Below are 22181 nucleotides of genomic sequence, written 5' to 3'. Positions count from 1 at the left end.
CCACAGAAAAGCAGCTCTGCTTTCGCTCTGGTTTTTGATGGGGCAGAGCGCTTTGGTTACTGTGCCGCTTTTGCAAAGTGACTCGCTGCAAGAGCGAAACCATAAGCCGCCGTTACCGAAGAAACGGATATACACACCAAAAGCGTCAGAGCTGAAACCGCCCCCGCTCATGCTCATACAACGGCCGCACCAGCGCGAATTCATGGTCAATCTCATCCACCAACTGCGCCAAATCCGCAACCACAGGCTTGGCGGACTTATCCTCGAGCAACTGACAAAGCTCAGCCAACCGCACCGCCCCAAGATTACCGCTACTCCCCTTGAAGCTATGCGCAATCCGCCCAAGCGCCTTGGCATCATCCCGAGCCCGGCGCAACGCCTCTACCCGCTTTTGCGAGTCATCGAGAAAAGTGTCGAGCAGCTTCGGATACTCGCCCTCCATGACCTCCTGCAAGCCAGTCAGCACATCGGGGTCCAGATGAATCTCTGCCACTTGTTCGCTCCTTGATCAAGAATCGGCGGATTATGCCAGAGCCTTCCATGAAAACTCCACGCACACACACCGCCCGCCGTCAGACCAGCCTACATCGCTGCTCAACTGGCGCACCAGGCTCAATCCCCTACCAGACAGACGGTCAACATCCAGCGGCCTGGCCAGCACCTTATCCACATCAAACCCGGCCCCACTGTCCTCGATCCGCAGCGTCAGACACCCCCCCTCCCCGGTCGGCACCACATCCAGGTGCACCCGCACATACCCGCTATCCAACCGCGCCAGCCGCTCATTACGCTCGCGGTAATACGCAGCAAACCCCTGTGCATCCCGCTTGAGCCGCGAATCCAGCCCCAGCACACCATGTTCAAGCGCATTGGAATACAACTCTGCCATCACGCTGTACAACGCCCCGCTCTGCTCCCGCAGCCCATGAATCTCCAACAGCAACTGCAACAAATACGGCAAAGGGTTGTAGGACTTGAGCGTCTCGGCACGAAACTCAAAACTTACCGACCAATCCAGCGGCGACGACTGCCCACTGTCGGAATACACCACCGACGACGAACGCAACGGCTCATCCGCCTGCAGGCTGATCTCCACCATGCTGATGTCATCGCGCACCTCACCGCGAAAACCCGCCAGGGCCTGTTCGATCTCCTCGAACAACCGGTCCGGCTCGCGATTGGCCGCAAACACCTGCTGCAACCGCTCGGCGCCAAACAACTGTTCATGGGCATCGGCGGTATCCAGCACACCATCCGACAGCAAAAACACTCGGTCACCCAGCGCCATCGGCCAGACTTCAGTGCGGTCATCAAACGCCTCGGCCGCCAGCACGCCCAATGGCAAATGCCGCGACACCAGCGGCGTGCGCTTGCCGGTGGTGACGTCATGCACGTAGCCGTCGGGCATGCCGCCATTCCACACTTCCACCACCCGTCGCTGGGCGCTGAGGCACAGCAAGGTGGCACAACAGAACATGTCCACCGGCAGGATGCGCTTGAGCTTGGCGTTCATCTCCCGCAGGGTTTGCGCCAATCCGTAGCCCTTGGCAGTCATGCCGTAGAACACTTCCGCCAGGGGCATGGCGCCGACCGCCGCCGGTAAACCGTGGCCGGTAAAGTCCCCCAGCAGCACATGCATATCGCCCGACGGCGTGTACGCGGCCAGCAGCAAATCGCCGTTGAACAGCGCGTAGGGCGACTGCACATAACGAATATTCGGCGCGGCGTTGATGCAGCCCGAGTGGGCCACCTTGTCGAACACCGCCTTGGCCACTCGCTGCTCCTGCAGCAGGTAGTCGTGGTGCCGGGCGATCAGGTCGCGTTGCTGCAAGACCGTGGCCTGCAAGCGGCGCAGGCGGTCCATGGCGTTGATCTTCGCCGCGAGGATCACCTGGTTATAGGGTTTGGCCAGGAAGTCGTCGCCCCCGGCATCCAGGCACTGGGCCAGGGCTTCGCTCTCGCGCAGGGAGGTGAGGAAGATGATCGGCACCAGCGCCTCCCCCGCCAGTTGCTTGATCTGCCGGGCCGCCTCGAAGCCGTCCATCACCGGCATCAGGGCGTCCATCAACACCAACTGCGGCCGTTCACGGGTAAACACATCGACCGCTTCCTGGCCGTTACTGGCGGTCAGCACCTGGTGGCCCTGGCGGCGCACGATGGTCGACAGCAACAACAGGTCGGCGGCGCTGTCTTCGGCGATCAACACCGTCAGCGCCTCGAGGACCGGGGCCAGGACGCTCAAGTGAGGTCGAACAGTTTGTCGAAGTTGGAAATGGCCAGGATCTTGCGCACATCGGAGTTGGCGTTGACCACCTGCACTTCGGCATTGTCGCCTCCGGCATGGTCACGCAAGAGCAGGAGCATGCCCAGGGCCGAGCTGTCCATGTAGGTGGTTTCCTTCAAGTCCACCACGTAGATCTCGGGCACCTTGTAGAACCGCTCGTAGGCATCACGAAAGGCCTGGTGGCTACCGAAATCGAATCGCCCCCTGACGGTGATCGTCAACTTCGTCCCGTCCAGGGACACTTCTGATTCGACTGACATACGACTGCTTCCTTGTCATTGGCAATGTGCAACAAGGTGTAGCAGGTGATAGGGAAGTGGGCAAATCCATGTAGGAGCGAGGGCGTGGTTAATAGGGGTTTTGGCGGGGAAGACGCTGGGACAATTCATCCAGCAGTTTCTGCTCGCGCTTGTCTTCCAGTGCACGGGCTTCGTCGATGTAGCGCTGCACCAGTTTGCGCAGGCCTTCGACCCGGGCATAGGCCTGTTGCCAGCTGTCGCGGGCCTTGTCGACGTTGGCCTGGTGCCAGGCCAGGCTCTGGCGCTGCTGGCCGACGGCGGTTTCCAACTGGTTGAGAAAGCCCTGGTAGCCCATCAGCCACTGCCCGGAGACGCCCTTGCTGCCACGCTCGATCCACTGCTGCTGATACTCGCCGCGAAAGCGCTCCAGGTCCCCCAGCTTGCTTTCCGCCAGGCGAACCTGGCCCTGGAAGTACCCCAGGCGCTGGACGGCGGTCTTTTCAGCTTTTTCGGCCATGTCCACTACCGGGGCAAGGCGCGCGGCGCGAGTGTTGGCCATGGTTTATCCGCCCGGCGCCGGCGCGAAGATGGTGCCCAGGTGAGCCTCGCTTTCACCCATGCTGATCTTGTCGTTGAGGCCCTGGCGCAGGTACGTCACCAGTTGCGGTTGCAGGGCAATTGCCAGGTCGGTCTCGCGATCGCCGCCGGCCACATAGGCGCCGACGCTGATCAGGTCGCGGCTCTGTTGATAACGCGACCACAGTTGCTTGAACTGCTGCGCGCGCATCATGTGCTCCGGGGTGACCACCGACGGCATCACCCGGCTGATGGAGGCTTCGATGTCGATGGCCGGGTAGTGCCCTTCTTCGGCCAGGCGCCGGGACAGCACGATGTGCCCGTCGAGCACGCCCCGCGCCGAGTCGGCAATCGGGTCCTGCTGGTCATCGCCCTCGGAGAGTACGGTGTAGAACGCAGTGATCGAACCACCACCGGCTTCGGCGTTACCGGCACGCTCCACCAGCTTGGGCAGCTTGGCGAACACTGACGGCGGATAGCCCTTGGTGGCCGGCGGCTCGCCGATGGCCAGGGCGATTTCCCGCTGGGCCTGGGCGAAACGGGTCAGGGAGTCCATCAGCAGCAGGACGTTCTTGCCCTTGTCGCGAAAATATTCGGCGATGCGTGTGCAGTACATCGCGGCGCGCAGGCGCATCAGCGGCGCGTCATCCGCCGGTGAGGCCACCACGACCGAACGCTTGAGGCCTTCTTCGCCGAGGCTGTGCTCGATGAATTCCTTCACCTCCCGGCCCCGCTCGCCGATCAGTCCGACCACGATGATGTCGGCCTCGGTAAAGCGCGTCATCATGCCCAGCAACACCGACTTACCCACGCCGGTACCGGCAAACAGGCCCAGGCGCTGGCCGCGGCCCACCGTCAATAAACCGTTGATGCTGCGAATGCCCACGTCCAGCGGCACGCTGATGGGGTTGCGCTTGAGCGGGTTGATGGTCGGGCCGTCCATCGGCACCCAGTCTTCGGCCTTCATCCCGCCCTTGCCGTCGAGGGCGCGCCCGGCGCCATCCAGCACGCGGCCGAGCATGCTCATGCCCATCGGCAGGCGGCCGGTGTCGGCCAGCGGCACCACGCGAGCGCCGGGGGCAATGCCGGCAACGCTGCCGACGGGCATCAGGAATACTTTGCTGCCGGAGAACCCCATCACTTCGGCTTCGACCTGCACCGGGTGGTAGCTGTCGTCGTTGATCACCATGCAGCGGCTGCCCATGGCGGCGCGCAGGCCTTCGGCTTCCAGGGTCAAGCCGACCATGCGCAGCAGCCGGCCCTCCAGGATCGGCTGGCCGGGCAACTCGGTGACTTCGGCATAGCCACCCAGGCGCTTGGCGAAGCTGGTGCGGTCAAGGCGCATCGGGGGTGTCCAGCTCGACGCTCAAGTCCGGCTCTGCCGGGTGCAGCGCCTGCTCGTGCAACTGATCGAACAGCTTGGCCATGATCTGCGTGATGCGCGTCTCCACCGTGGCATCGATGCGGCTGTGCTCGGTCTCGACCCGGCAACCACCGGGCAGCAGCGCGGCGTCTTCGACGATGCGCCAGGTTTCTTCATGGCGCTCGCGCAGGGCTTTGACCTGTTCGAAATCCTGCGGGTTGATGTACAGCCGCACGTTGCCGACGCCCAGGGGCAGCAGCTTGAGGGCTTCGCGCATCACGCTTTCGATTTGCGTGGAGTCCAGGGCCAATTCGCGCTGAATCACCTGGCGGGTGATGTGCTCCACCAGCCCGACCATGGCTTTTTCAATCTGTGAGTCCTGCTCGGCGATGGGCTCGAACAGGCTGCCCATCAGGGTTTCCAGGCTGGCCAGCTTGACGCTCAGCGCGGCCTCGGCTTCCTGGCGGACCTTGAGGGTGGTGCTGCGAAAACCGTCCTTCTCGCCGGTGGAGAAACCTTCGTTGTAGGCTTCCTGGCGAATGCTTTCGAGCTCTTCCAGGGTCAGTGGCTGGACTTCCTCCAGCGGCACTTCTTCCATCTCGGCCGGGGGTTCTTCTACCGGCTCCGGCTCAGGCTCCGGGCGATGCGGGTCGAAACTGGGCAGCGACCAGACGTCGAACCCTCCGACGTCCCGTGCGCGAATCAGATCGCTGGGCGTCTCATCTTTGTTCGACATGCGCGGCGCCTTAAATCATTTCTTCGCCGCCCTTCCCACCGAGAACGATTTCTCCGGCTTCGGCCATACGGCGGGCAATGGTGAGGATTTCCTTCTGCGCAGTTTCCACGTCGCTGACGCGCACCGGGCCCTTGGCCTCGAGGTCGTCGCGCAACAGTTCGGAAGCCCGCTTGGACATGTTCTTGAAAATCTTTTCCTTGACGCCTTCATCGGAGCCCTTGAGGGCCAGCACCAGCACGTCGGAGGACACTTCCCGCAGCAACGCCTGGATGCCACGGTCGTCGACATCGGAGAGGTTGTTGAACACGAACATGAGGTCTTCGATCTGTACCGACAGGCTGTCGTCGATCTCGCGGATCGAGTCCATCAACTGGCCTTCCACCGAGCTGTCGAGGAAGTTCATGATGTCGGCCGCACGCTTGATGCCGCCCAGGGTGGTGCGCGAAGCGTTGGAATTGCCCGAGAACTGCTTCTCGAGAATCGTGTTCAGTTCTTTCAGGGCCGCCGGCTGCACGGTGTTCAACGACGAGACGCGCAGGATGATATCCAGGCGCACCTTATGGTCGAAGTGGCCGAGCACTTCACCGGCCTGGTCGGGGTCGAGATACGCCACCACGATCGCCTGGATTTGCGGGTGTTCGTAGCGGATCACGTCGGCCACGGCCCGCGGTTCCATCCACTTCAGGCTGTCGAGGCCGCTGGTGTTGCCACCCAGCAGGATGCGGTCGATCAGGCCGTTGGCCTTGTCTTCGCCCAGGGCCGAGGTGAGCATCTTGCGAATGTAGCTGTCGGAGCCGACGCCCAGGCTGGTCTGGTCGCCGACGATCTCGACGAACTCGCTCATCACCTGCTCGACTTGCTCGCGGTGCACATTGCGCATTTGCGCCATGGCCACGCCGACACGCTGAACCTCTTTGGGCCCCATGTGGCGCAGCACTTGGGCGGCGTCGGTTTCTCCGAGGGACAGCAACAGCACGGCGGCTTTGTCGACCCGGGAGAGTTTGGCTACTGCAGCTCGGCTATCACTCATCTGCGTTAATCCACTCTTTCACGACCTGGGCCACACGACCCGGGTCTTCGGCCACCAGGCTCTTGATTGCGTTCAACTGAGCGTCATAACCCTCGCTCGGGCTCGGCAACAGAATGCTTTGCGGGCCACCGAGGCTCACGCGGTCGTTGGCCAGTTCGCCATCGAGGCCGCCCATGCCACCCAGCTCGACGTCGCCGCCGGCCAGGGCCAGTTGCTTCTTGCCGTGGCCGGTGATGTTGTTGAGCACCGGGCGCAGTACGCCGAACACCAGCAACAGGATGAACAACACCCCCAGCACTTGCTTGACGATGTCCCAGAACCACGGCTGAGTATAGAACGCTGCCTCGGCGATGACTTCGCCACGCTCGGCGGAGAACGGCATGTTGATCACGCTGACGCTGTCGCCACGGCTGGCATCGAAGCCCACCGCGTCCTGCACCAGGCGAGTGAAGCGCGCCAATTCATCGGCGCTCCATGGGGCGCGGGTGATGGCGCCGTCTGCGGCATTGACCTTGACCTGGTCATCCACCACCACCGACACCGACAGGCGATTGATCCGACCCTGTTGCTGCTTGGTGTGGCTGATGGAACGATCAAGCTCGAAGTTCTTGGTGGACTGGTTGCGCTTGTCGGCCGGGTACGGCGCGAGCATGGGCTGGCCGGTGGCCGGGTCCATGATCTGCTGGCCGTTGGCGTCCAACAGCGGCTGGCCAGGCTGCACCGCGCCTGCGGTAGCGGCAGCGCCACCGGTGGTTTGCGGGGCAGTGGCCGGGGTTGGTGGCTGGTTGCTCAGGGCACCCGGCACGCCTTGCGGGCCATTGCTGGCGGTACGTTGTTCGGTGGTCGATTGCTCGCTGCGCAGGGCCGGCTGGTCCGGGTTGAACTGCTCGGAGGTCGATTCGACGGCGCTGAAGTCGACGTCGGCCGACACTTCAGCCTTGTAGCGATCATTGCCCAACACCGGTTGCAGGATGTTGTGCACCCGCTGGGTCAGCATGCTTTCCATGCGGCGGCTGTAGTCGAACTGCTTGCCGGCCATGGTCAGCGAAGAGTTTTCCGCGAGGTCCGACAGCAGGTTGCCCTTCTGGTCGACTACGGTGATCTGCGACTTGCTCAATTCAGGAACGCTGGTGGCCACCAGGTTGATGATCGCCAATACCTGGCCAGGCTCAAGGGAGCGGCCGGCAAAGAGTTCGACCAGGACCGAGGCGCTGGGCTTGCGTTCATCGCGCACAAACACCGAGCTTTTCGGAATCGCCAGGTGCACACGGGCGCCCTTGACGTTGTTCAGGGCAGAGATGGTGCGCGCCAGTTCGCCTTCCAGGCCGCGACGGTAGCGGGTGGCTTCCATGAACTGGCTGGTCCCCAGGCCCTGGTCCTTGTCGAGGATTTCAAAGCCGATATTCGCGTCGGACGGGGTTACGCCGGCAGCCGCCAGTTTCATCCGCGCACGGGCCACATCGTCGGCCTTGACCAACAGGGCGCCGGAATTCGGTTCGACGGTGTAGCTGATGTCTGCCGCCGCCAGGGTTTCCATGATCTGCTTGGAATCCATGCCGGCCAGGCTGCCGTACAACGGACGGTAATCCGGTTGCTGGGACCACAGCACCACGGCAAAACCAATCGCCACGCTGGCAGCCAGGCCGACCATCAGGCCCACCTGACGCAACATGGTCATCTCGGAGAGGTTTTCCAGGAACGACAGGCCAAACAGCGGCGGCTTGCCGTCTGCCTTGGCGGGTGCGTTATCCACGAGTGCTTCTGCCATGACTCAAATCGTCCTTAAACCGGCATCTGCATGATGTCTTGATAGGCTTGAACCAGTTTGTTGCGCACCTGGGTCAAGGCCTGGAATGAAACGCTGGCTTTTTGCGAGGCGACCATCACGTCGGTGAGGTCCACGCCGCTCTTGCCGATCTCGAAGGCGGTCGCCAACTGATTGGATGCCTGCTGGGTGTCGCTGACTTTGTTGATGGCCTGGCCGAGCATGTCGGCAAAGCTGCTCTGGCCCAATTCCGGTACGGCTTGCGCGGCGGATTTCGGTTGAGCCATGGCATCCATTTGCATGGACCGCATATCCAACATCAACCGATTGAACTCAACACCTTGGCTCATGAACTTTCTCTCCGACGACCCGCAATTTTTTGACACTACACAGCGATTACAGGGGTGGTAGCAACAAGGGTGCCAGCTCCGTGGCATTCTGTAAGAAAAGGCGACTGGCCCTGTCGGCTTTGAGAATTTTCAGGTGGCGTAGAGATAGGCTTCCACGTCCATCCCGGCGTCACGCATCTGCGCCAGCTTGTAGCGCAGGGTGCGCGGGCTGATGCCCAGGCGCTCGGCGGCTTCTTTGCGGCGCCCGCGCTCGGAGCGCAGGGTGTCGATGATCATCTGGAATTCCCGGCGACGCAGGTCGTCGCCCAGGGCGCCGGCGGATTCGGCAGGCACGGCTTCGACCTGTGGCGCCGCAGCCAGGCTCGGCTGCGGGGCTGCGCCCGCGCCCGCGCCCATGGCCAGGCAGAAATCCTGGGGCTGGATCAGGCCGCCCTGCTGCAAAATCAACGCACGCTGGATCGCATTGTCCAGTTCCCGCACGTTGCCGGGCCACGGGTAACTGATCAGACAGGCCTGGGCCTCGGCCGACAGGCGCGCCTGGGCATGCTTCATTTTATTGACGTGCTTGCCCAGCAGGCGCTCGGCCAGCGGGATGATGTCGGCCGGGCGCTCGCGCAACGGGCGCCAGGCCAACGGGAACACCGAGAGCCGGTAGAACAGGTCCTCACGGAAGCGCCCCGCCGCCACTTCGCCCGCCAGGTCGCGGTTGGTGGTGGCGACCACACGGATGTCCAGCTGGATCGGCTTGCGTGCGCCCACCCGCTCCACTTCGCGCTCCTGCAATACCCGCAGCAACTTGGCTTGCAGGCCCAGGGGCATTTCGGAGATTTCGTCGAGCAGGATGGTGCCGCCGTCAGCCTGTTCGAACTTGCCGGCCTGCGCCGCGATGGCGCCGGTGAACGAGCCCTTCTCATGGCCGAACAAGGTGGCTTCGAGCATGTTGTCGGGAATGGCCGCGCAGTTGATCGCAATGAACGGCTGGCTGGCACGATGGGATTGTTGGTGGATGTAGCGCGCCAGTACTTCCTTGCCGGTACCGGACTCGCCGGAGATCAGCACGGTGGAGTCGCTGCGGGCAACACGGGCCGCCAGTTCCAGCAATTGCGCGCTGGCCGGTTCGAAGGCAATCGGACCTTCACCCTCGGCAGCGCCCAGGGTGCCAAGGGCATGCCGGGCGACCAGTTCGATCAAGGCTTTGGGTTCGAAGGGCTTGACCAGGTAATCCGCAGCGCCCTGACGCATGGCGTCGACGGCACGCTCGACGGCGCCGTGGGCGGTCATCAGCAGCACCGGCAGTTGCGGCTGGCGCGCACGCAACAGGCCGAGCAACTGGTGTCCGTCCATGCCCGGCATGTTGACGTCGCTGACCACCAGGCTGAAGGACTCCTGCTCCACCGCGTCCAGGGCTTCTTCGGCAGAACCGACCGCCCGATAGTCATGGCCCGCCAGCAACAGCGTGTCAGCCAATGCTTCACGCAGGGCGCGATCGTCTTCAACCAATAAAACCTTGATAGCCATGACCTTTTACTCCGCGCTGACGGCGCATGAAAACAGCGGCAGCGTGATCAACGCGCACGTGCCACGACCCAACCGGGAATGCAGCTGCAATTCTCCCTGATGTGCACGGGCGACTGCCTTGACCACGGTCAGGCCCAGGCCGGTCCCGTTGGTCTTGGTGGTAAAAAAAGGCTCGCCGAGGCGCTGCAGCACCGCCGGGTCAATCCCGCTGCCGCTGTCGCTGATGCTCAGGCGCAGGGTCTCGCCACGGTTGTACAGGTGCACCTTGAGCCGCGCCCCGGGGCCGCTGGCCTGGGTCGCGTTTTCGATCAGGTTGAGCAGCGCGCCCACCAGGGTGTCGCGGTTGCACAGCAACTCGCCGTAATGGCTGTCGCACTGCCAACGGACTGACGCTTCCTGGATATGAGTGGCGGCCGCCGCTTGCAGGGACTGCATCAAGGCGGCCGGGGTGACGCGATCGGTCAGCGGCAATTCGCCGCGGGCAAACACCAGCATGTCGCGCACCTGATGCTCCAGTTCGTGCAGGCGCTCCTTGAGGCGACCGGCAAAACGCTGGTGGGTGGCGGCGGGCAATTGCTCATCAGTCAAATGACTGGCGTAAATCAGCGCGGCCGACAATGGCGTACGAATCTGGTGGGCCAGGGAAGCGACCATTCGCCCCAAAGACGACAGGCGCTCATGGCGGGCCAACTGGTCTTGCAGGTGCCGGGTTTCAGTCAGGTCGTTGAGCAACACCAACTGGCCAGGCTCGGCATCCAGGGAACGCGTGGCGATGGACAGGCGGCGTCCATCCTTGAGGGAAATTTCGTGGCCGTCGTCTTCCCGGGGGGCAAAGCAGCGGGTGATGACCTCGCGCCACAGCTCGCCCTCCAGCGGCAGGCCAAGCATGTTGCAGGCCGCCGGGTTGGCTTCGCGCACACGGCCCTGCTCGTCGATGACGATCACGCCACCGGGCAACAGGTCGAGGAGGTTTTGCAGACGGTTGGCCAGTCGCTCTTTCTCGGCCAGCTCTTCCATGCGCTGGGCACTGACCACGGCCAACTCGCCTTTAAGCTCGGAAACCCGGGCTTCCAGCAGGCTGTAGGAGTCAGTCAACTGGCTCGACATCTGGTTGAACAGGGAAAAAGCCTGTTCAAGCCCCAGACGGCTGATCTGCTCTACGGAGGGGGCCGGCCCCTGAGTGTCAGGGACCGAAGATAGTTGGGCGGCGTGGGGCATCATGCTCTCTCGCTTGGCTGACCGTCAGTTAAACGGAACGTTGCGAGTGCTGTAGCAATACCCGTGCCTAAAAAAATAGGCTTAGTTTTCAGTCAGTTGAAAAACAGGCGTCAATCATCCGCCTGTTCATCACCTTCCTTGCGACTCATGCCGTACTTGCGCATCTTCTCCACCAGGGTGGTACGCCGGATGCGCAGGCGCTCGGCGGCACGGGCGACGATACCGTTGGCGTCGTCGAGTGCCTGCTGGATCAGGCCCTGTTCGAGGCTGCCGAGGTAGTCCTTCAAGTCCAGGCCTTCCGGCGGCAGCATGGCGGTGGAGCCGAAGTCCGGCGTGTGGCCGTTGATGGCCACGCGCTCTTCCAGGTCGCTGCGCAGGCTGTCCACCAATTGCTCGTCTTCGTCGTCGACGTAGCGGAATTTCTTCGGCAGCTCGACCACGCCGATCACCCCGTACGGGTGCATGATCGCCATGCGCTCCACCAGGTTGGCCAACTCGCGGACGTTGCCCGGCCAGCCGTGGCGACACAGTGACATTATCGCCGCCGAGTTGAAGCGAATCGAACCACGCTTTTCGTGTTCCATGCGCGAGATCAGCTCGTTCATCAGCAACGGGATGTCTTCGACGCGCTCGCGCAGGGGCGCCATTTCGATCGGGAATACGTTGAGGCGGTAGTACAGGTCTTCGCGGAAGCTGCCGACCTCGATCATGCTTTCGAGGTTCTTGTGGGTGGCCGCGATGATGCGTACGTCGACGCTCTGGGTCTTGTTGCTGCCCACGCGCTCGAAGGTGCGCTCCTGCAATACCCGCAGCAGCTTGACCTGCATCGGCAGCGGCATGTCGCCGATTTCGTCGAGGAACAGGGTGCCGCCGTTGGCCAGTTCAAAACGCCCGGCACGGCTGGTGATCGCCCCGGTAAAGGCGCCCTTCTCGTGGCCGAACAGTTCGCTTTCCAGCAGCTCTGCCGGGATCGCCCCGCAGTTGACCGGCACGAACGGCCCGTCACGACGCTTGGAATGGTAGTGCAGGTTGCGTGCGACCACTTCCTTGCCGGTGCCCGACTCGCCAAGGATCAGCACACTGGCGTCGGTGTCGGCTACTTGCTGCATCATCTGGCGCACGTGCTGGATCGCACGACTGGTGCCGACGAGGCTGCGGAACAGGTTGGGTTCGCGGTGACGGCCGCGCTCGCGGGCCTGGTCGTACATCTCGCGGTAGACCTGGGCACGGTGCAGGGAGTCGAGCAATTTGCTGTAGCTGGGGGGCATTTCAAGGGTGGAAAGCACGCGGCGGCGCTGGTCTTCCGGAAGGTCCACGGAAGAAATATCGCCCATCAGCAAAACAGGAAGGAACTCATCCCAGGTCGACAGTGTCTTTAACAAGCCCAGAACTGCACCAGGAGCGTTTACCGTCCCGATCAGCACACAAATGACTTCGCGGCTCGACGACAAAGAGCTGACCGCCTGCTGCCAGTCGTGGCTGCCGCAGGGTAGATTTTCTTCGCCAAGAAAATTCAGGATCACCGCCAGATCGCGGCGCCGAACGCTATCGTCATCGATCAGCAGAATTTTGGTTTCACGCCACATGCAATAGCAACTTCCCTAGTAAAACTCTAATGCCCTCGAGTTGGGGCAATCTAGATTGCTGTAGGCATTTTCTGCGCTACGGCTTTCTGACGTCTGAAAATAGCACTAGTTAAGTCAAAAAATCGTGCACAGTCAAATTTATGACGCGCGGTGTTCGGATTAACTGAGCCTTCAGCCGAACATATGGTAAACCTTTGACGCGTGTTTAGCTCGGTTGAACTGCGACATCTCTTCGAAAATAGCCTGTCGCTCCCCTGTCGTCGCCTCAAGCAACTGCTGGTAGACCGAAAGCAAGTCTTCCAGTTTTGCCCGAATGGCTGCCTCATCCGCCGAATCCTCGTTGAGCGCAGCATCGATCAACGCGCGGCAGCCCAAATCCAGTTCGCCGATCGCCCCCCAGTTGCGTTCAGCCAACGCCTCGGACAGCGCCTCACGGGTCTCGTCGATTTTTTGCAATGCTTGGCTCATGACATCGTCCTCAGGCCTTACGGCCTACTGTACCTCTGTGGCAATACCGTCCCAGCCTTCCTTGAGCGTAATCATCAGACCTGCGACCTCATCGATCATCGCAGCGTCATTCTGACGGTTGGCTTCCAGCAGGCGCATGGTCATGAAGGCATACAGGTTATCCAACTGCTGCAGTGCAATCGGGTCCGGGGTCTTCTCGGGGTTCAGGCCGTCACGCAACCCGACGAGGATGTCCACCGCCTTGCCCAGCATCAGCCCCTTCTGCGCGATATCACCGCGAGCCATCGCACCCTTGGCCTGCGCCATACGATCCAGTGCGCCTTCCATCAGCAACTGCACCAGGCGGTGCGGGCTGGCTTCGGAGATCTGGGCGTGGGTGTTGACCTTCTGGTATTGGCGAAGGGCTCTCATGGGATTCATGTTTCTACCTCGTGACAGGCGACAGCTAAAAGGGTGGACGCTGATTATTATGTCGACGGCGTTACACAAAACTTTAGCCCGCCTGGCGCTTTGACTCAGCGCCTTCGGCGGGCTTTATCCATCCGCCAATCAGGTGGACTTCGGATTGTTCAGCGAGTTGAGCGTGGTCATGACGCTGTCGCCTTGAGCCTTGAGCTGGGCAACCAGGGAGTCCATCGCGTTGTACTTAACCGTCAGGGAGGCCGTCAGGGCATCAGAGCGCGTGTTCAGGGCGGTCTGTTGGTTGGTCAAGTCCCTGAGATTGTCCTGCAGGGTCGTGGACTTTTGGGCGAACACCCCGGTCTTGCTCAGCGCAAAGTTGGCGGTGGCATTCGTCAGGCTTGCCAACAGCCCTGTGGGGCCGGTGAAGATGCTGTTGATGTCAGAGCCGTTAGTGAGGGCGGCCTTGTCAAACGCCACATCACTGACGCTCAGCGTGCCCGCTGTCTGGTCCGTGGTCACGCCAAACTGCGCCAGGGATGAAAACGTGCCGCTACCGGTCACCGAGTTCATCACATTGCGTATCGACGCCATCATGGTACGCACAGAGCTGTCCCCGGTCAGCGCGCCTGGCGTGACGGAACCGTCGGCATTGGTAGTGACCTGGGTCTCGGCATTCACAGCCTTGACCAACGCCGTGTAAGTGTCCGTGAAACCCTTGACTGCCGACTTAAGAGTGGCGGCGTTAGCAGACACTTTGATCGTCGAAGCGCCGTTAAGGCCGTCGGCAGCTGCCGAAACCCCCGTCAAGGTGATGCTCACACCACTGATTGCGTTGGGCAGGGTATTGCTCGTGGACTCTTGAGGGCTGCCGTCCAGAGTATACACGGCGTTCACCGGTGCCGCGCCCACGACCGTCGCGCCCGTATCCAGGCCCGAGGAGCCCTTGAAGGTGATGTCACTACCTTTACCGGTAGTCGAGGACGTGACCACCAACCGGGAACCGTTGGAGTCGGTCAGGATGTTGGCACTCAAGCCCGAATTACCGTACTGCGTATTGAGCGAGTCACGCACCTGCTGCAGGGTCCCGCCCGGCGGCACACTGACGCTGTAATCCTTGCCGGATTGGGAGACCGTAAACACCGTCGCCGAAGCCCCGGAATTGACAACCGCCGTCGGCCCACCAGGAATCACTGCCGTGGAGACTTTGGACGCCGTGGCCAAATTGGTAACGTTCAACGTAAAGTTGCCGGCCGCAGCGCCCGGGCCCAGCGTGACCGTCGCGAGCTTGTCGTTCGAAACCGTCGCACTCAGGCCGCTGAAGTTGACGGTCTTGGTCATGTTGTCCAGCGCGCCCCGGAACGCATCCAGGGCCGCCTGGATCTTGCCGATCGAGGTCAGTTGCGCAGTGGATATTTTGGTCTGGCTATCGATCTGCGCTTGCTTGGGTGCGGTTTGCGCCCCCACCAACGACTTCACAAGGCCTTGCACATCGATACCCGTACCCGGGCCGTTGACCGTTAGACCTGCTACGACTGTCATCGTCTTTCTCCTAATCCGGGGCTGATGCTTTATTGACGAATCACGCTCTAGGCAGTTTTCGCAACAAAGTTCATGCCAGTTTAGACCTTGGCGTCAAACAGCAAGCTGCTGGCGTCATGAAGGCTCTGGGCGAGTTTCAGGGCCAATTCCGAAGGAATCTGGCGAATGACCTCACCGCTTTCGGTCGCAATGACCTTGACCACAACCTGGTGGGTGGAGTCATCAATGGAAAAATCCAGTTTGCGCTGGGCAGCCTGGATGAATTCGTTTATGTCGTTGACCGCTTTTTTCAAGTCGGTGTGGCTCGATGGCTGCTGGGCATCTTTCGCGCCAGCAACGGCGTCCACCTTGGGTTTCTGCGGATCGGCACTGACAGGAGCAGGTGCATTCTGTGGCGCTGCCGCAGGGTAAGACAGGTTCAGTTTGACGCTCATGTCCATGACCAATCACCTCATTAGACAAAAGACAAAAGGGCACGTAAACGCGCCCTTCCGTCAGTTACCAAGCGCCGTTATTACTGAAGCAGCTTCAGTACAGCGGATGGCAGTTGGTTCGCCTGGGACAGGATCGCAGTCGAAGCCTGTTGCAGGGTTTGTTGCTTGGTCAACTGAGCGGTTTCAGAAGCGAAGTCAACGTCCTGGATCACGCCACGAGCAGCGGTGGAGTTGTCCGAGATGCTCTGCAGGTTGGCGATGGTGTTGTCGAAACGGTTTTGTACAGCACCGAGGTCAGCACGCTGGGAGTCGATGGTGGACAGTGCCTGGGTCAGCACGTCAACAGCGCTCTGAGCATTGGCAGCGGTGGTCACGTCAGTGTTGCTGACAACGACTTTAGCCGAGTTAACAGCGGTTGCAGTCCCGTCACCGAACACGCCGGGAACGCCGTCGCCAGACAGGGAGTAGCTGGAGCTGGAGTTCAAGGCTACAGCGCCGGTGGCAATCACGTCAGTAGTAGCCAGGTTTGCTGCGGTGCCAAACTTGCCATCGCCGCCTTTGGTCTGAACACTGATGGTCGCACCACCAGTGTCAGCTGCGGAGAAGGTGAAGTTCTCACCCGAGTCGGACTTGATCGACAGAGAGCCGGTCGACTGATCGAAGTTAACGCTGATGCCCAGCTTGGCAGCGTTGGAGTTCAGTTGGCCGGCAAGGTCAGCAGCGCTGGTGATGCCGGTGAACGAAACTTTAGGAGCAGTAGTACCGCTACCGACTGTCAGGGTGAACGCACCGCTTGGAGTGGCCGCCGGGAAGGTAGTAGGCACAGTGAACTTGGCTTCGGTGCTAGCGGTAGCCTGCAGGCCACCGACTGCGCCGTTCAACTGGGCAGCGATATCCTTGGCCGAGGCTTTTGCGGCAATGGTCAGTTCATCAGATACCTGGCCACCACCGGTAACGGTGATTTTGCCGCCTGCAATACCGGCGCCTGGTGTCGGAGCATTGGACAGCAGCTGCTGCGAACCAATGTTGTTAGCCGATACGTTGCCCAGGCTCATGTTGATGGTCTGGTTGGCGTTGGCGCCCACTTGGAAAGCGGTAGTACCGAAAGAACCGTCCAGCAGGTTACGACCACCGAAAGTGGTGGTAGAAGCGATACGGGTCAATTCAGAAGTCAGAGCCGCGTACTGAGCCTGGTTCGACTTACGGTCGTCAGCGCTGAGGGAGCCGTTAGCGGACGACAGAGCCAGGGAACGCATGGTCTGCAGGATGTTGGTGGATTGCTGCATCGCGCCTTCAGCAGTTTGCGCGATGGAGTTACCGTCACCGGCGTTCTTGATGGCAACGCCCAGGCCGTTGATCTGGCTGGTCAGACGACCAGCGATTTGCAGGCCGGCCGCATCGTCTTTGGCGCTGTTGATACGCAGGCCGGAGGACAGGCGCTGCATGGAAGTTTGCAGGGCGCTGGAAGCCTTGTTCAGGTTGTTCTGAACGGTCAACGAAGCAAGGTTGGTGTTTACTGTTAATGCCATGACGAAATCCTCGTGGGTGGTGTACTGCGGCTTCCGGCCCTGGCAACCGCCGGGTGTGGCCTAGAGAACCTTCGTAATAGTTATCGTCGTGAAAGCAGGTTGCTTGAGGACTTTTTTGATTTTTTTTACTGGCGCCGTGCCACCCCTTTTAATTCAAGCATTTACGATAGCCCAAACCCCAGCAATTGTTGGCTTTCTGGCGCCAAATAAAAAACGCCCATGATCTTTCGATCATGGGCGTTTTTTTGTGCAGCGCCTTTAAGTCGTCAAGGGCGGTGCAAAATCGCCGAGCCCCAGGACAGCCCCACACCAAAACCACTGATGGCGACGCGCTTCCAGGTGGAGTCGAGCATGTGCTTTTCCAGCAGCAGCGGAATGCTCGAGGACACGGTGTTGCCGGTCTCGACCATGTCCTTGATGAACTTGTCCACCGGCGCGTCTTCGAAACGTCGGGCCACGGCGTCGACAATCGCCGCACTGCCCTGGTGGATGCAGAACGCATCGATCTCGTCAGCCTTGAGGTCCGATTCGTTGAGCAGCTCGTGCAAATGCGCCGGCACCTTGAGCAAGGCGAAGTTGAACACCTGGCGGCCGTTCATGAAGAACACGCCATCGCTGACCTTCAAGTGCGGCGCACCGGAGCCGTCAGTGCCGAACTTGGACTTGCCCAACTGCCACGGCGCGTCTTCACCCATCCAGGTGGCGGTAGCGGCATCGCCGAACAGCATGGTGGTGTTGCGGTCTTCCGGGTCGACGATCTTCGAGTACGGATCGGCGGTCACCAGCAGGCCGTTCTTCAGGCCGGTGGCTTCCATGAAGCCCTTCATCGCATAGATGCCGTAGACGTAGCCCGAGCAGCCCAGGGAAATATCGAAGGCCGCCACGTGCGTCGGCAGGCCCAGCTTGTCCTGGACGATGGCGGCGGTGTGAGGCAAGCCCTCTTCGTCGCCATTCTGGGTAACGACGATCAGCGCATCGATGGACTCGCGCTTCAAATCGGGGTTGTTGGCAAACAAGGCGTTGACCGCCTCGACGCACAGATCGGAGGTTTCCTGCGCGGCATCCTTGCGCGGCAGGAACGCCGAACCGATCTTGCCAATGATGAATTCTTCATCCTTGGCGAATTTGGCACCCTGGGCGTAGTTATCAATCCCGTCTGCCGGCACGTAACTGGCGATGCTTTTTATGCCAATCATTGTGGCTTCCCAATACTAAATAGCTGGAGAACACCCCGCGAGACACGTCGCCGGGTGCTGACAATAATGGGGATGACCCCGCAAAAAACTCGCCGAAAACCGCCTTTGTACCCTGGCGGCAGGCCCTCGCAGAGACCTGGCGACGACCTATCCTTTTCACACGATACAGTGAAGATGCGCTTTATGACTCACAGGTCACTCAATTTTCTGCGCTTTGTGCGAAACACGGGGACATACAAACGCCAAAAACCACAACGGCCCACCCCGTTTCCAGGGTGAGCCGCCGGTTTGCAGCTGCGGACATCACATTTTGTTGAACAGGCTCAACTGAGAGATTTTCACAAAGGCCAACTGAGAGGCCTGCAACATGGTTTGCTGAAGCTGCAGGTTGATCGCCGCCTGACCCATGTCAACGTTGCCCAAGGAACTCATGGTGTTGGTATTGGCAGTCCCCAGGCTGGTGTTTTCATCTGTTTGAAGATCCAGGGCATTCTGGCGAGCACCAATGGAGCCGCGCACCTGGTCAATCTGTGAACTGGCGTTGTTCAGGTTGCCGATGGTTTTGGCCACCACATCCTTGAGGTTGTTCTGCGCGACCAGATTGCCGTCAGCCGGCGTTTCCAGGGCTTTGCGCAATTGGCTCAACGTGTCCAGGGCGTTTTCGTTCTTGTTGCTGACGGCGCTGACCGCAAACTGGTCGCCCGCCCCTGGCGCACCACTGATGTCGAACGTCACGCCGGCCGCGTTGATCGAGGTGGCACCGGCAGCCATGGTGCCGGTCGCGATGGTCTTGCTGTTCGGACTGTAGGGCTGCGCATACACCTCATACGTGGTGCCGCTGGTGAATTTGATCACCGCACCGGTATCAGGGAAGGTGCTGGCGTAGGCCGCCTGATCCGTCACCTGGCCACCGGTCACTTGTGCAGTCGACGCGTTGCCTGGCGAACGCGAAGCACTGAAGGTGTCCGGCTTGGATTGCAGGGTGAACGCCTTGCCCGCCACCAGTGCGTCGGAGTCAGCGCCGGGCGCAACGTCCGCGCCGAGCGTCAGGCTGATATCGAACTTGACGCCGCGCAGGTTGACGCTGGATGCGCCCTCTTTGGTCGCATCGAAAGTGCCGTTGCCGGGAATCTCCGAGGTAACGTCGTTACCGTCCTTGTCGGTCACGGAATACTGCGTGCTGCTGCTGAAGGTCAGCTTGTAGGGCTGGCCGTCGGTAAAACTCTTGGTGTAGGTGACACCGGAGGTCACCGTGCCCGCCGATACCGCGACCTTGCCGTCATTGACCGCAGGCGGCAACAACGTAGCCTGGGTGCGACCGGTGTTGGTCGAACTTTCCATCATCGACTTACCGGTGTCGCCCCCCGCCATCGACAGATTGTCCGAGATCTGCAAGCTCAGCGGCGTCTCGTCACCCTGATACGTGTAGGTGCCGTCGTTATTGCGGATGTAAGGCGGCGTGTCGGTTTTCGACCCGGAAAACATGTAGTTGCCGTTGGCATCCTTGGAGTTGAGCAAGCCCAGCACCTGGTCCTCAAGCGCGCCCACTTCGCTGGCGATGGATTTACGATCGTCATCGCTCAGGGACTGGTTGGCCGCACGCAGCGCCAGTTCATTACCGCGCTGCAAGGCGGTGTTGATGCTCTTTAACACCGATTCTTCGTTGGTCAGCGAGTTCTGCAGGGTGTTGATGTTGCCGTTGAACTGGCCAAGCATGTCTTTCTGTTGCTGCAATTGCAGCAAGCGCGCGGCGGCGACGGGGTCATCGGAGGCGGTCTGCACCCGGATACCGCTGCTCGCCTGGTCCTGGGCTTTCACCACACCGGAATAGTTCGTCTGGTACTTGCTGGCGCTGGTGTCGAAATACTGCTGTGTAGAAATACGCATCGTCCCAGACTCCTTTAAAGGGCATTAATCAGTGTGCTGAAAGTTTCTTGCGCAGCCTTGATGATCTGCGACGACGCGGTGTAGTACTGCTGGAACTTGATCATGTCACCCGCCTCTTCATCCAGGTTGACCTGGGACACCGAGTTGCTGGCCGCCTTGTTCGCTGCCAACAGCGCACCCGTCGCGGTGGAGTCGGTAGCGGCCTGGCTGGCTTTTGAGCCCACCTGCGACACGAGTCGGGCGTTGGCGCTGACCAGGCTCACACCCGGGCTGCCGTCGCTGGCGCCCACGGTGGCCTTGGTCTGCAAGTCCAGCAATTGCTGGGCATTGCGGTTGTCGGAGGTGCCCGAAGCGTTGAACGAGAAAGTCGTGCTGTCACCATTGGCAGGCGAGCCGCCGACCGTGGTGTCGAAGTTGAAGCTTTTGCCCGGGATCAACGCACCGGAGGCATCGCGCATCGGTACGTTGATGCTGATCTTGTTGCCCTGGCCCGGGATGATGGTGCCACTGCCGATCGGATTGCCTTGCGCGTCGCTCACCGTATACGACTGGGTGCCGTCGGCGGCCGGCTTGCCAAAGAGCATTTTTACCGGCATGGAGTTTTCGATGCCGGCGCGCAACTGGGCGGTATCAGCGCCGCCATGAATATCCAGCGGCACAGTCAGCTGAGGCGGTGTGAACGTACCGGTGCCGGTGTTGGTCTTGCTTGCGTTCCCCGCCAAGGGGCCCGCGAAGGCGAGCTTGTTGACGTCCTTCAGATCGACACCGATGCCCGTGGCCCCGTTGGCCGTGGGGCTGACCTTGAAGCTGTCACCGGCAGCCATGGGCCCTTTGCCGTCCAGTGCCAGGGTAAAGCCATCAATCACCGGCGGCGGCGTGGTGGTGGTGTCGAACGAACCCATGGCCTTGCCGTCGGAGCGGACGACGTTGTACTGGTTACCGCTGGTAAACGTGACTTTGTAGTCGTAGGTCGTCAGCTGGCTGCTGTCCTTGATCGTGACATTCAGGTTGCCAGACCCCGCGCTGTTGCCGGCGGCCCCTTGGCTGCGCTGGGAAATCGCCGCCGCGCTGTTGATATCGGTGAACAGCGACGAACCGAATTCGCCGTTGAGGTCCAGGCCCTGGCCCAACTGGTTGTTGATCGTGTCTGCCGTGGCAATCGCGATGCGCCCCAGATCATTGATGGCCGGCATCAGCACGTCACTGCGATAGCGCAGCAAGCCACCGATACTGCCGCCGGTGACCACATTGCCAAGGTCAATGGACGAGTCGCCCATCGAGAGCTGGATGGTGTACTGGCTATTGTCGGTGCTACTCGGTACCGCAGAGATATTATTGGATATCCCGCCTTCCACCAGCGACTGCCCCGTACCGGTCGTAATACTGAACTGTCCGTTTTTTTCCGTGGCCGTAACGCCGATCAGCTCGTTGAGCGAGCGCACCGCTTCGTCACGCGAGTCCAGCAGGTTGGCCGGCGCACTGCTGGAAGTCCCCTGGGCCTGGGCAATCTGCTTGTTGAGCGAGGCGATCGAGGACGTCAGCTTGTTGACCTGGTCCGTCATGGTGCTCAACTGGCTGTTGATCGTTTGTTTCTGCTGGTTCAACTGGCCGGAAATGGAGTTGAAGCGGTTGCTCAGGGTCTGGGCGCTGGTCAGCAGCAATTGGCGCGCGGACACGTCGCCCGGGGTGGCAGAAGCCGTCTGCGCCGCCGCGAAAAAGGCACTGAGCACCGAAGACATGCCGGTGTTGGAATCCGACAAGGTCTTGTCGATGGCACTGGCCTGGTCCAGGTAGGCGTTGGCATCGCTGTCGAGTGCCGTGCTGTTCTGGTAAGCCGTGGTGAGAAACTGGTTGTACACCCGACGCACGTCCGCCAGGGTCGTACCGGTGCCGATAAATACGCCGCCGTAGGCGTTCGACGCATTCGCGGTCTGAGCGCTCTGTTGACGCGAGTATCCCGGGGTGTTGACGTTGGCGATGTTGTTACTTAAGACCGACAACGATCCCTGGGCGGCATTGAGCCCCGACATCCCGATATTGAGCAAACTCATGATTCAGACC

At 61.0% G+C, this 22181-nt stretch carries 20 protein-coding genes; all 20 read right to left on the bottom strand.

Annotation, left to right across the window (positions count from 1 at the left end; translation table 11 throughout):
* Positions 1-145: 145 nt before the first annotated feature.
* Positions 146-493, bottom strand: a complete 348-nt coding sequence (locus HX814_RS04860) for an Hpt domain-containing protein (RefSeq protein ID WP_003214564.1) — start codon at positions 491-493, stop codon at positions 146-148.
* A 30-nt stretch (positions 494-523) separates the two neighbouring features.
* Positions 524-2242, bottom strand: a complete 1719-nt coding sequence (locus tag HX814_RS04855; RefSeq protein ID WP_177008382.1) for a fused response regulator/phosphatase — start codon at positions 2240-2242, stop codon at positions 524-526.
* Complete coding sequence (locus HX814_RS04850) at positions 2239-2544, bottom strand: STAS domain-containing protein (protein ID WP_003214569.1); 306 nt, start codon at positions 2542-2544, stop codon at positions 2239-2241. The genes HX814_RS04855 and HX814_RS04850 overlap by 4 nt, the downstream gene beginning before the upstream one ends.
* 88 nt (positions 2545-2632) lie before the next feature.
* Entirely contained in the window at positions 2633-3082 is a 450-nt protein-coding gene (fliJ, locus tag HX814_RS04845; RefSeq protein ID WP_008434833.1) for a flagellar export protein FliJ, read from the bottom strand.
* Between the two features lie 3 nt (positions 3083-3085).
* The gene (gene fliI, locus HX814_RS04840) at positions 3086-4444 is read right to left on the bottom strand and encodes a flagellar protein export ATPase FliI (RefSeq protein ID WP_087694334.1); all 1359 of its coding nucleotides are present in this window, start codon (positions 4442-4444) and stop codon (positions 3086-3088) included.
* The gene (gene fliH, locus HX814_RS04835) at positions 4434-5198 is read right to left on the bottom strand and encodes a flagellar assembly protein FliH (protein WP_008434837.1); all 765 of its coding nucleotides are present in this window, start codon (positions 5196-5198) and stop codon (positions 4434-4436) included. Before fliH ends, fliI begins: the two co-directional genes overlap by 11 nt.
* Before the next feature lie 10 nt (positions 5199-5208).
* Positions 5209-6228: a flagellar motor switch protein FliG gene (gene fliG / locus HX814_RS04830; RefSeq protein ID WP_003214577.1), complete on the bottom strand. Its 1020-nt coding sequence runs from the start codon at positions 6226-6228 to the stop codon at positions 5209-5211.
* A complete protein-coding gene (fliF, locus tag HX814_RS04825) occupies positions 6221-7996 on the bottom strand; it encodes a flagellar basal-body MS-ring/collar protein FliF (protein WP_008434839.1) in 1776 nt (591 codons plus the stop codon). The genes fliG and fliF overlap by 8 nt, the downstream gene beginning before the upstream one ends.
* A gap of 14 nt (positions 7997-8010) precedes the next feature.
* Positions 8011-8343: a flagellar hook-basal body complex protein FliE gene (fliE, locus tag HX814_RS04820; RefSeq protein WP_003214581.1), complete on the bottom strand. Its 333-nt coding sequence runs from the start codon at positions 8341-8343 to the stop codon at positions 8011-8013.
* A gap of 129 nt (positions 8344-8472) precedes the next feature.
* Positions 8473-9861, bottom strand: a complete 1389-nt coding sequence (locus HX814_RS04815) for a sigma-54 dependent transcriptional regulator (protein ID WP_177008383.1) — start codon at positions 9859-9861, stop codon at positions 8473-8475.
* Between the two features lie 6 nt (positions 9862-9867).
* Positions 9868-11079, bottom strand: coding sequence for a PAS domain-containing sensor histidine kinase (locus HX814_RS04810; protein WP_102604700.1), 1212 nt, complete (start codon positions 11077-11079; stop codon positions 9868-9870).
* A 110-nt stretch (positions 11080-11189) separates the two neighbouring features.
* The gene (locus HX814_RS04805) at positions 11190-12665 is read right to left on the bottom strand and encodes a sigma-54 dependent transcriptional regulator (RefSeq protein WP_003214588.1); all 1476 of its coding nucleotides are present in this window, start codon (positions 12663-12665) and stop codon (positions 11190-11192) included.
* A 171-nt stretch (positions 12666-12836) separates the two neighbouring features.
* Positions 12837-13133: a hypothetical protein gene (locus HX814_RS04800; protein ID WP_008434847.1), complete on the bottom strand. Its 297-nt coding sequence runs from the start codon at positions 13131-13133 to the stop codon at positions 12837-12839.
* Positions 13134-13157: 24 nt separating this feature from the next.
* Positions 13158-13553, bottom strand: a complete 396-nt coding sequence (fliS, locus tag HX814_RS04795; RefSeq protein WP_003214591.1) for a flagellar export chaperone FliS — start codon at positions 13551-13553, stop codon at positions 13158-13160.
* Between the two features lie 129 nt (positions 13554-13682).
* Positions 13683-15074 (bottom strand): flagellar filament capping protein FliD, encoded by a 1392-nt coding sequence (fliD, locus tag HX814_RS04790; RefSeq protein ID WP_177008384.1) that lies wholly within the window; start codon positions 15072-15074, stop codon positions 13683-13685.
* Between the two features lie 80 nt (positions 15075-15154).
* Positions 15155-15514 (bottom strand): flagellar protein FlaG, encoded by a 360-nt coding sequence (locus tag HX814_RS04785; RefSeq protein ID WP_102369676.1) that lies wholly within the window; start codon positions 15512-15514, stop codon positions 15155-15157.
* Between the two features lie 74 nt (positions 15515-15588).
* Positions 15589-17037, bottom strand: a complete 1449-nt coding sequence (locus tag HX814_RS04780; protein ID WP_177008385.1) for a flagellin — start codon at positions 17035-17037, stop codon at positions 15589-15591.
* A gap of 266 nt (positions 17038-17303) precedes the next feature.
* Positions 17304-18233: a ketoacyl-ACP synthase III gene (locus tag HX814_RS04775; protein ID WP_003214601.1), complete on the bottom strand. Its 930-nt coding sequence runs from the start codon at positions 18231-18233 to the stop codon at positions 17304-17306.
* 303 nt (positions 18234-18536) lie between these two features.
* Positions 18537-20120 carry a flagellar hook-associated protein 3 gene (locus tag HX814_RS04770; RefSeq protein WP_003214602.1) on the bottom strand — a complete coding sequence of 528 codons (1584 nt, stop codon included), beginning with the start codon at positions 20118-20120 and terminating at the stop codon, positions 18537-18539.
* Positions 20121-20134: 14 nt separating this feature from the next.
* Positions 20135-22171, bottom strand: a complete 2037-nt coding sequence (gene flgK / locus HX814_RS04765; protein WP_102604682.1) for a flagellar hook-associated protein FlgK — start codon at positions 22169-22171, stop codon at positions 20135-20137.
* Positions 22172-22181: the final 10 nt, after the last annotated feature.

The sequence above is a fragment of the Pseudomonas sp. C8002 genome (genome assembly GCF_013385765.1).
Taxonomy (GTDB): domain Bacteria; phylum Pseudomonadota; class Gammaproteobacteria; order Pseudomonadales; family Pseudomonadaceae; genus Aquipseudomonas.
This window is presented reverse-complemented; position numbering and strand designations above follow the sequence as displayed.

Bases quoted from the DNA above. Each gene is read 5' to 3' on its own strand.
- HX814_RS04850 (WP_003214569.1), bottom strand. From the start codon at position 2,544: ATGTCAGTCGAATCAGAAGTGTCCCTGGACGGGACGAAGTTGACGATC.
- fliJ (WP_008434833.1), bottom strand. From the start codon at position 3,082: ATGGCCAACACTCGCGCCGCGCGCCTTGCCCCGGTAGTGGACATGGCC.
- fliI (WP_087694334.1), bottom strand. From the start codon at position 4,444: ATGCGCCTTGACCGCACCAGCTTCGCCAAGCGCCTGGGTGGCTATGCC.
- fliH (WP_008434837.1), bottom strand. From the start codon at position 5,198: ATGTCGAACAAAGATGAGACGCCCAGCGATCTGATTCGCGCACGGGAC.
- fliG (WP_003214577.1), bottom strand. From the start codon at position 6,228: ATGAGTGATAGCCGAGCTGCAGTAGCCAAACTCTCCCGGGTCGACAAA.
- fliF (WP_008434839.1), bottom strand. From the start codon at position 7,996: ATGGCAGAAGCACTCGTGGATAACGCACCCGCCAAGGCAGACGGCAAG.
- fliE (WP_003214581.1), bottom strand. From the start codon at position 8,343: ATGAGCCAAGGTGTTGAGTTCAATCGGTTGATGTTGGATATGCGGTCC.
- HX814_RS04815 (WP_177008383.1), bottom strand. From the start codon at position 9,861: ATGGCTATCAAGGTTTTATTGGTTGAAGACGATCGCGCCCTGCGTGAA.
- HX814_RS04810 (WP_102604700.1), bottom strand. From the start codon at position 11,079: ATGCCCCACGCCGCCCAACTATCTTCGGTCCCTGACACTCAGGGGCCG.
- HX814_RS04805 (WP_003214588.1), bottom strand. From the start codon at position 12,665: ATGTGGCGTGAAACCAAAATTCTGCTGATCGATGACGATAGCGTTCGG.
- HX814_RS04800 (WP_008434847.1), bottom strand. From the start codon at position 13,133: ATGAGCCAAGCATTGCAAAAAATCGACGAGACCCGTGAGGCGCTGTCC.
- fliS (WP_003214591.1), bottom strand. From the start codon at position 13,553: ATGAATCCCATGAGAGCCCTTCGCCAATACCAGAAGGTCAACACCCAC.
- fliD (WP_177008384.1), bottom strand. From the start codon at position 15,074: ATGACAGTCGTAGCAGGTCTAACGGTCAACGGCCCGGGTACGGGTATC.
- HX814_RS04785 (WP_102369676.1), bottom strand. From the start codon at position 15,514: ATGGACATGAGCGTCAAACTGAACCTGTCTTACCCTGCGGCAGCGCCA.
- HX814_RS04780 (WP_177008385.1), bottom strand. From the start codon at position 17,037: ATGGCATTAACAGTAAACACCAACCTTGCTTCGTTGACCGTTCAGAAC.
- HX814_RS04775 (WP_003214601.1), bottom strand. From the start codon at position 18,233: ATGATTGGCATAAAAAGCATCGCCAGTTACGTGCCGGCAGACGGGATT.
- HX814_RS04770 (WP_003214602.1), bottom strand. From the start codon at position 20,120: ATGCGTATTTCTACACAGCAGTATTTCGACACCAGCGCCAGCAAGTAC.
- flgK (WP_102604682.1), bottom strand. From the start codon at position 22,171: ATGAGTTTGCTCAATATCGGGATGTCGGGGCTCAATGCCGCCCAGGGA.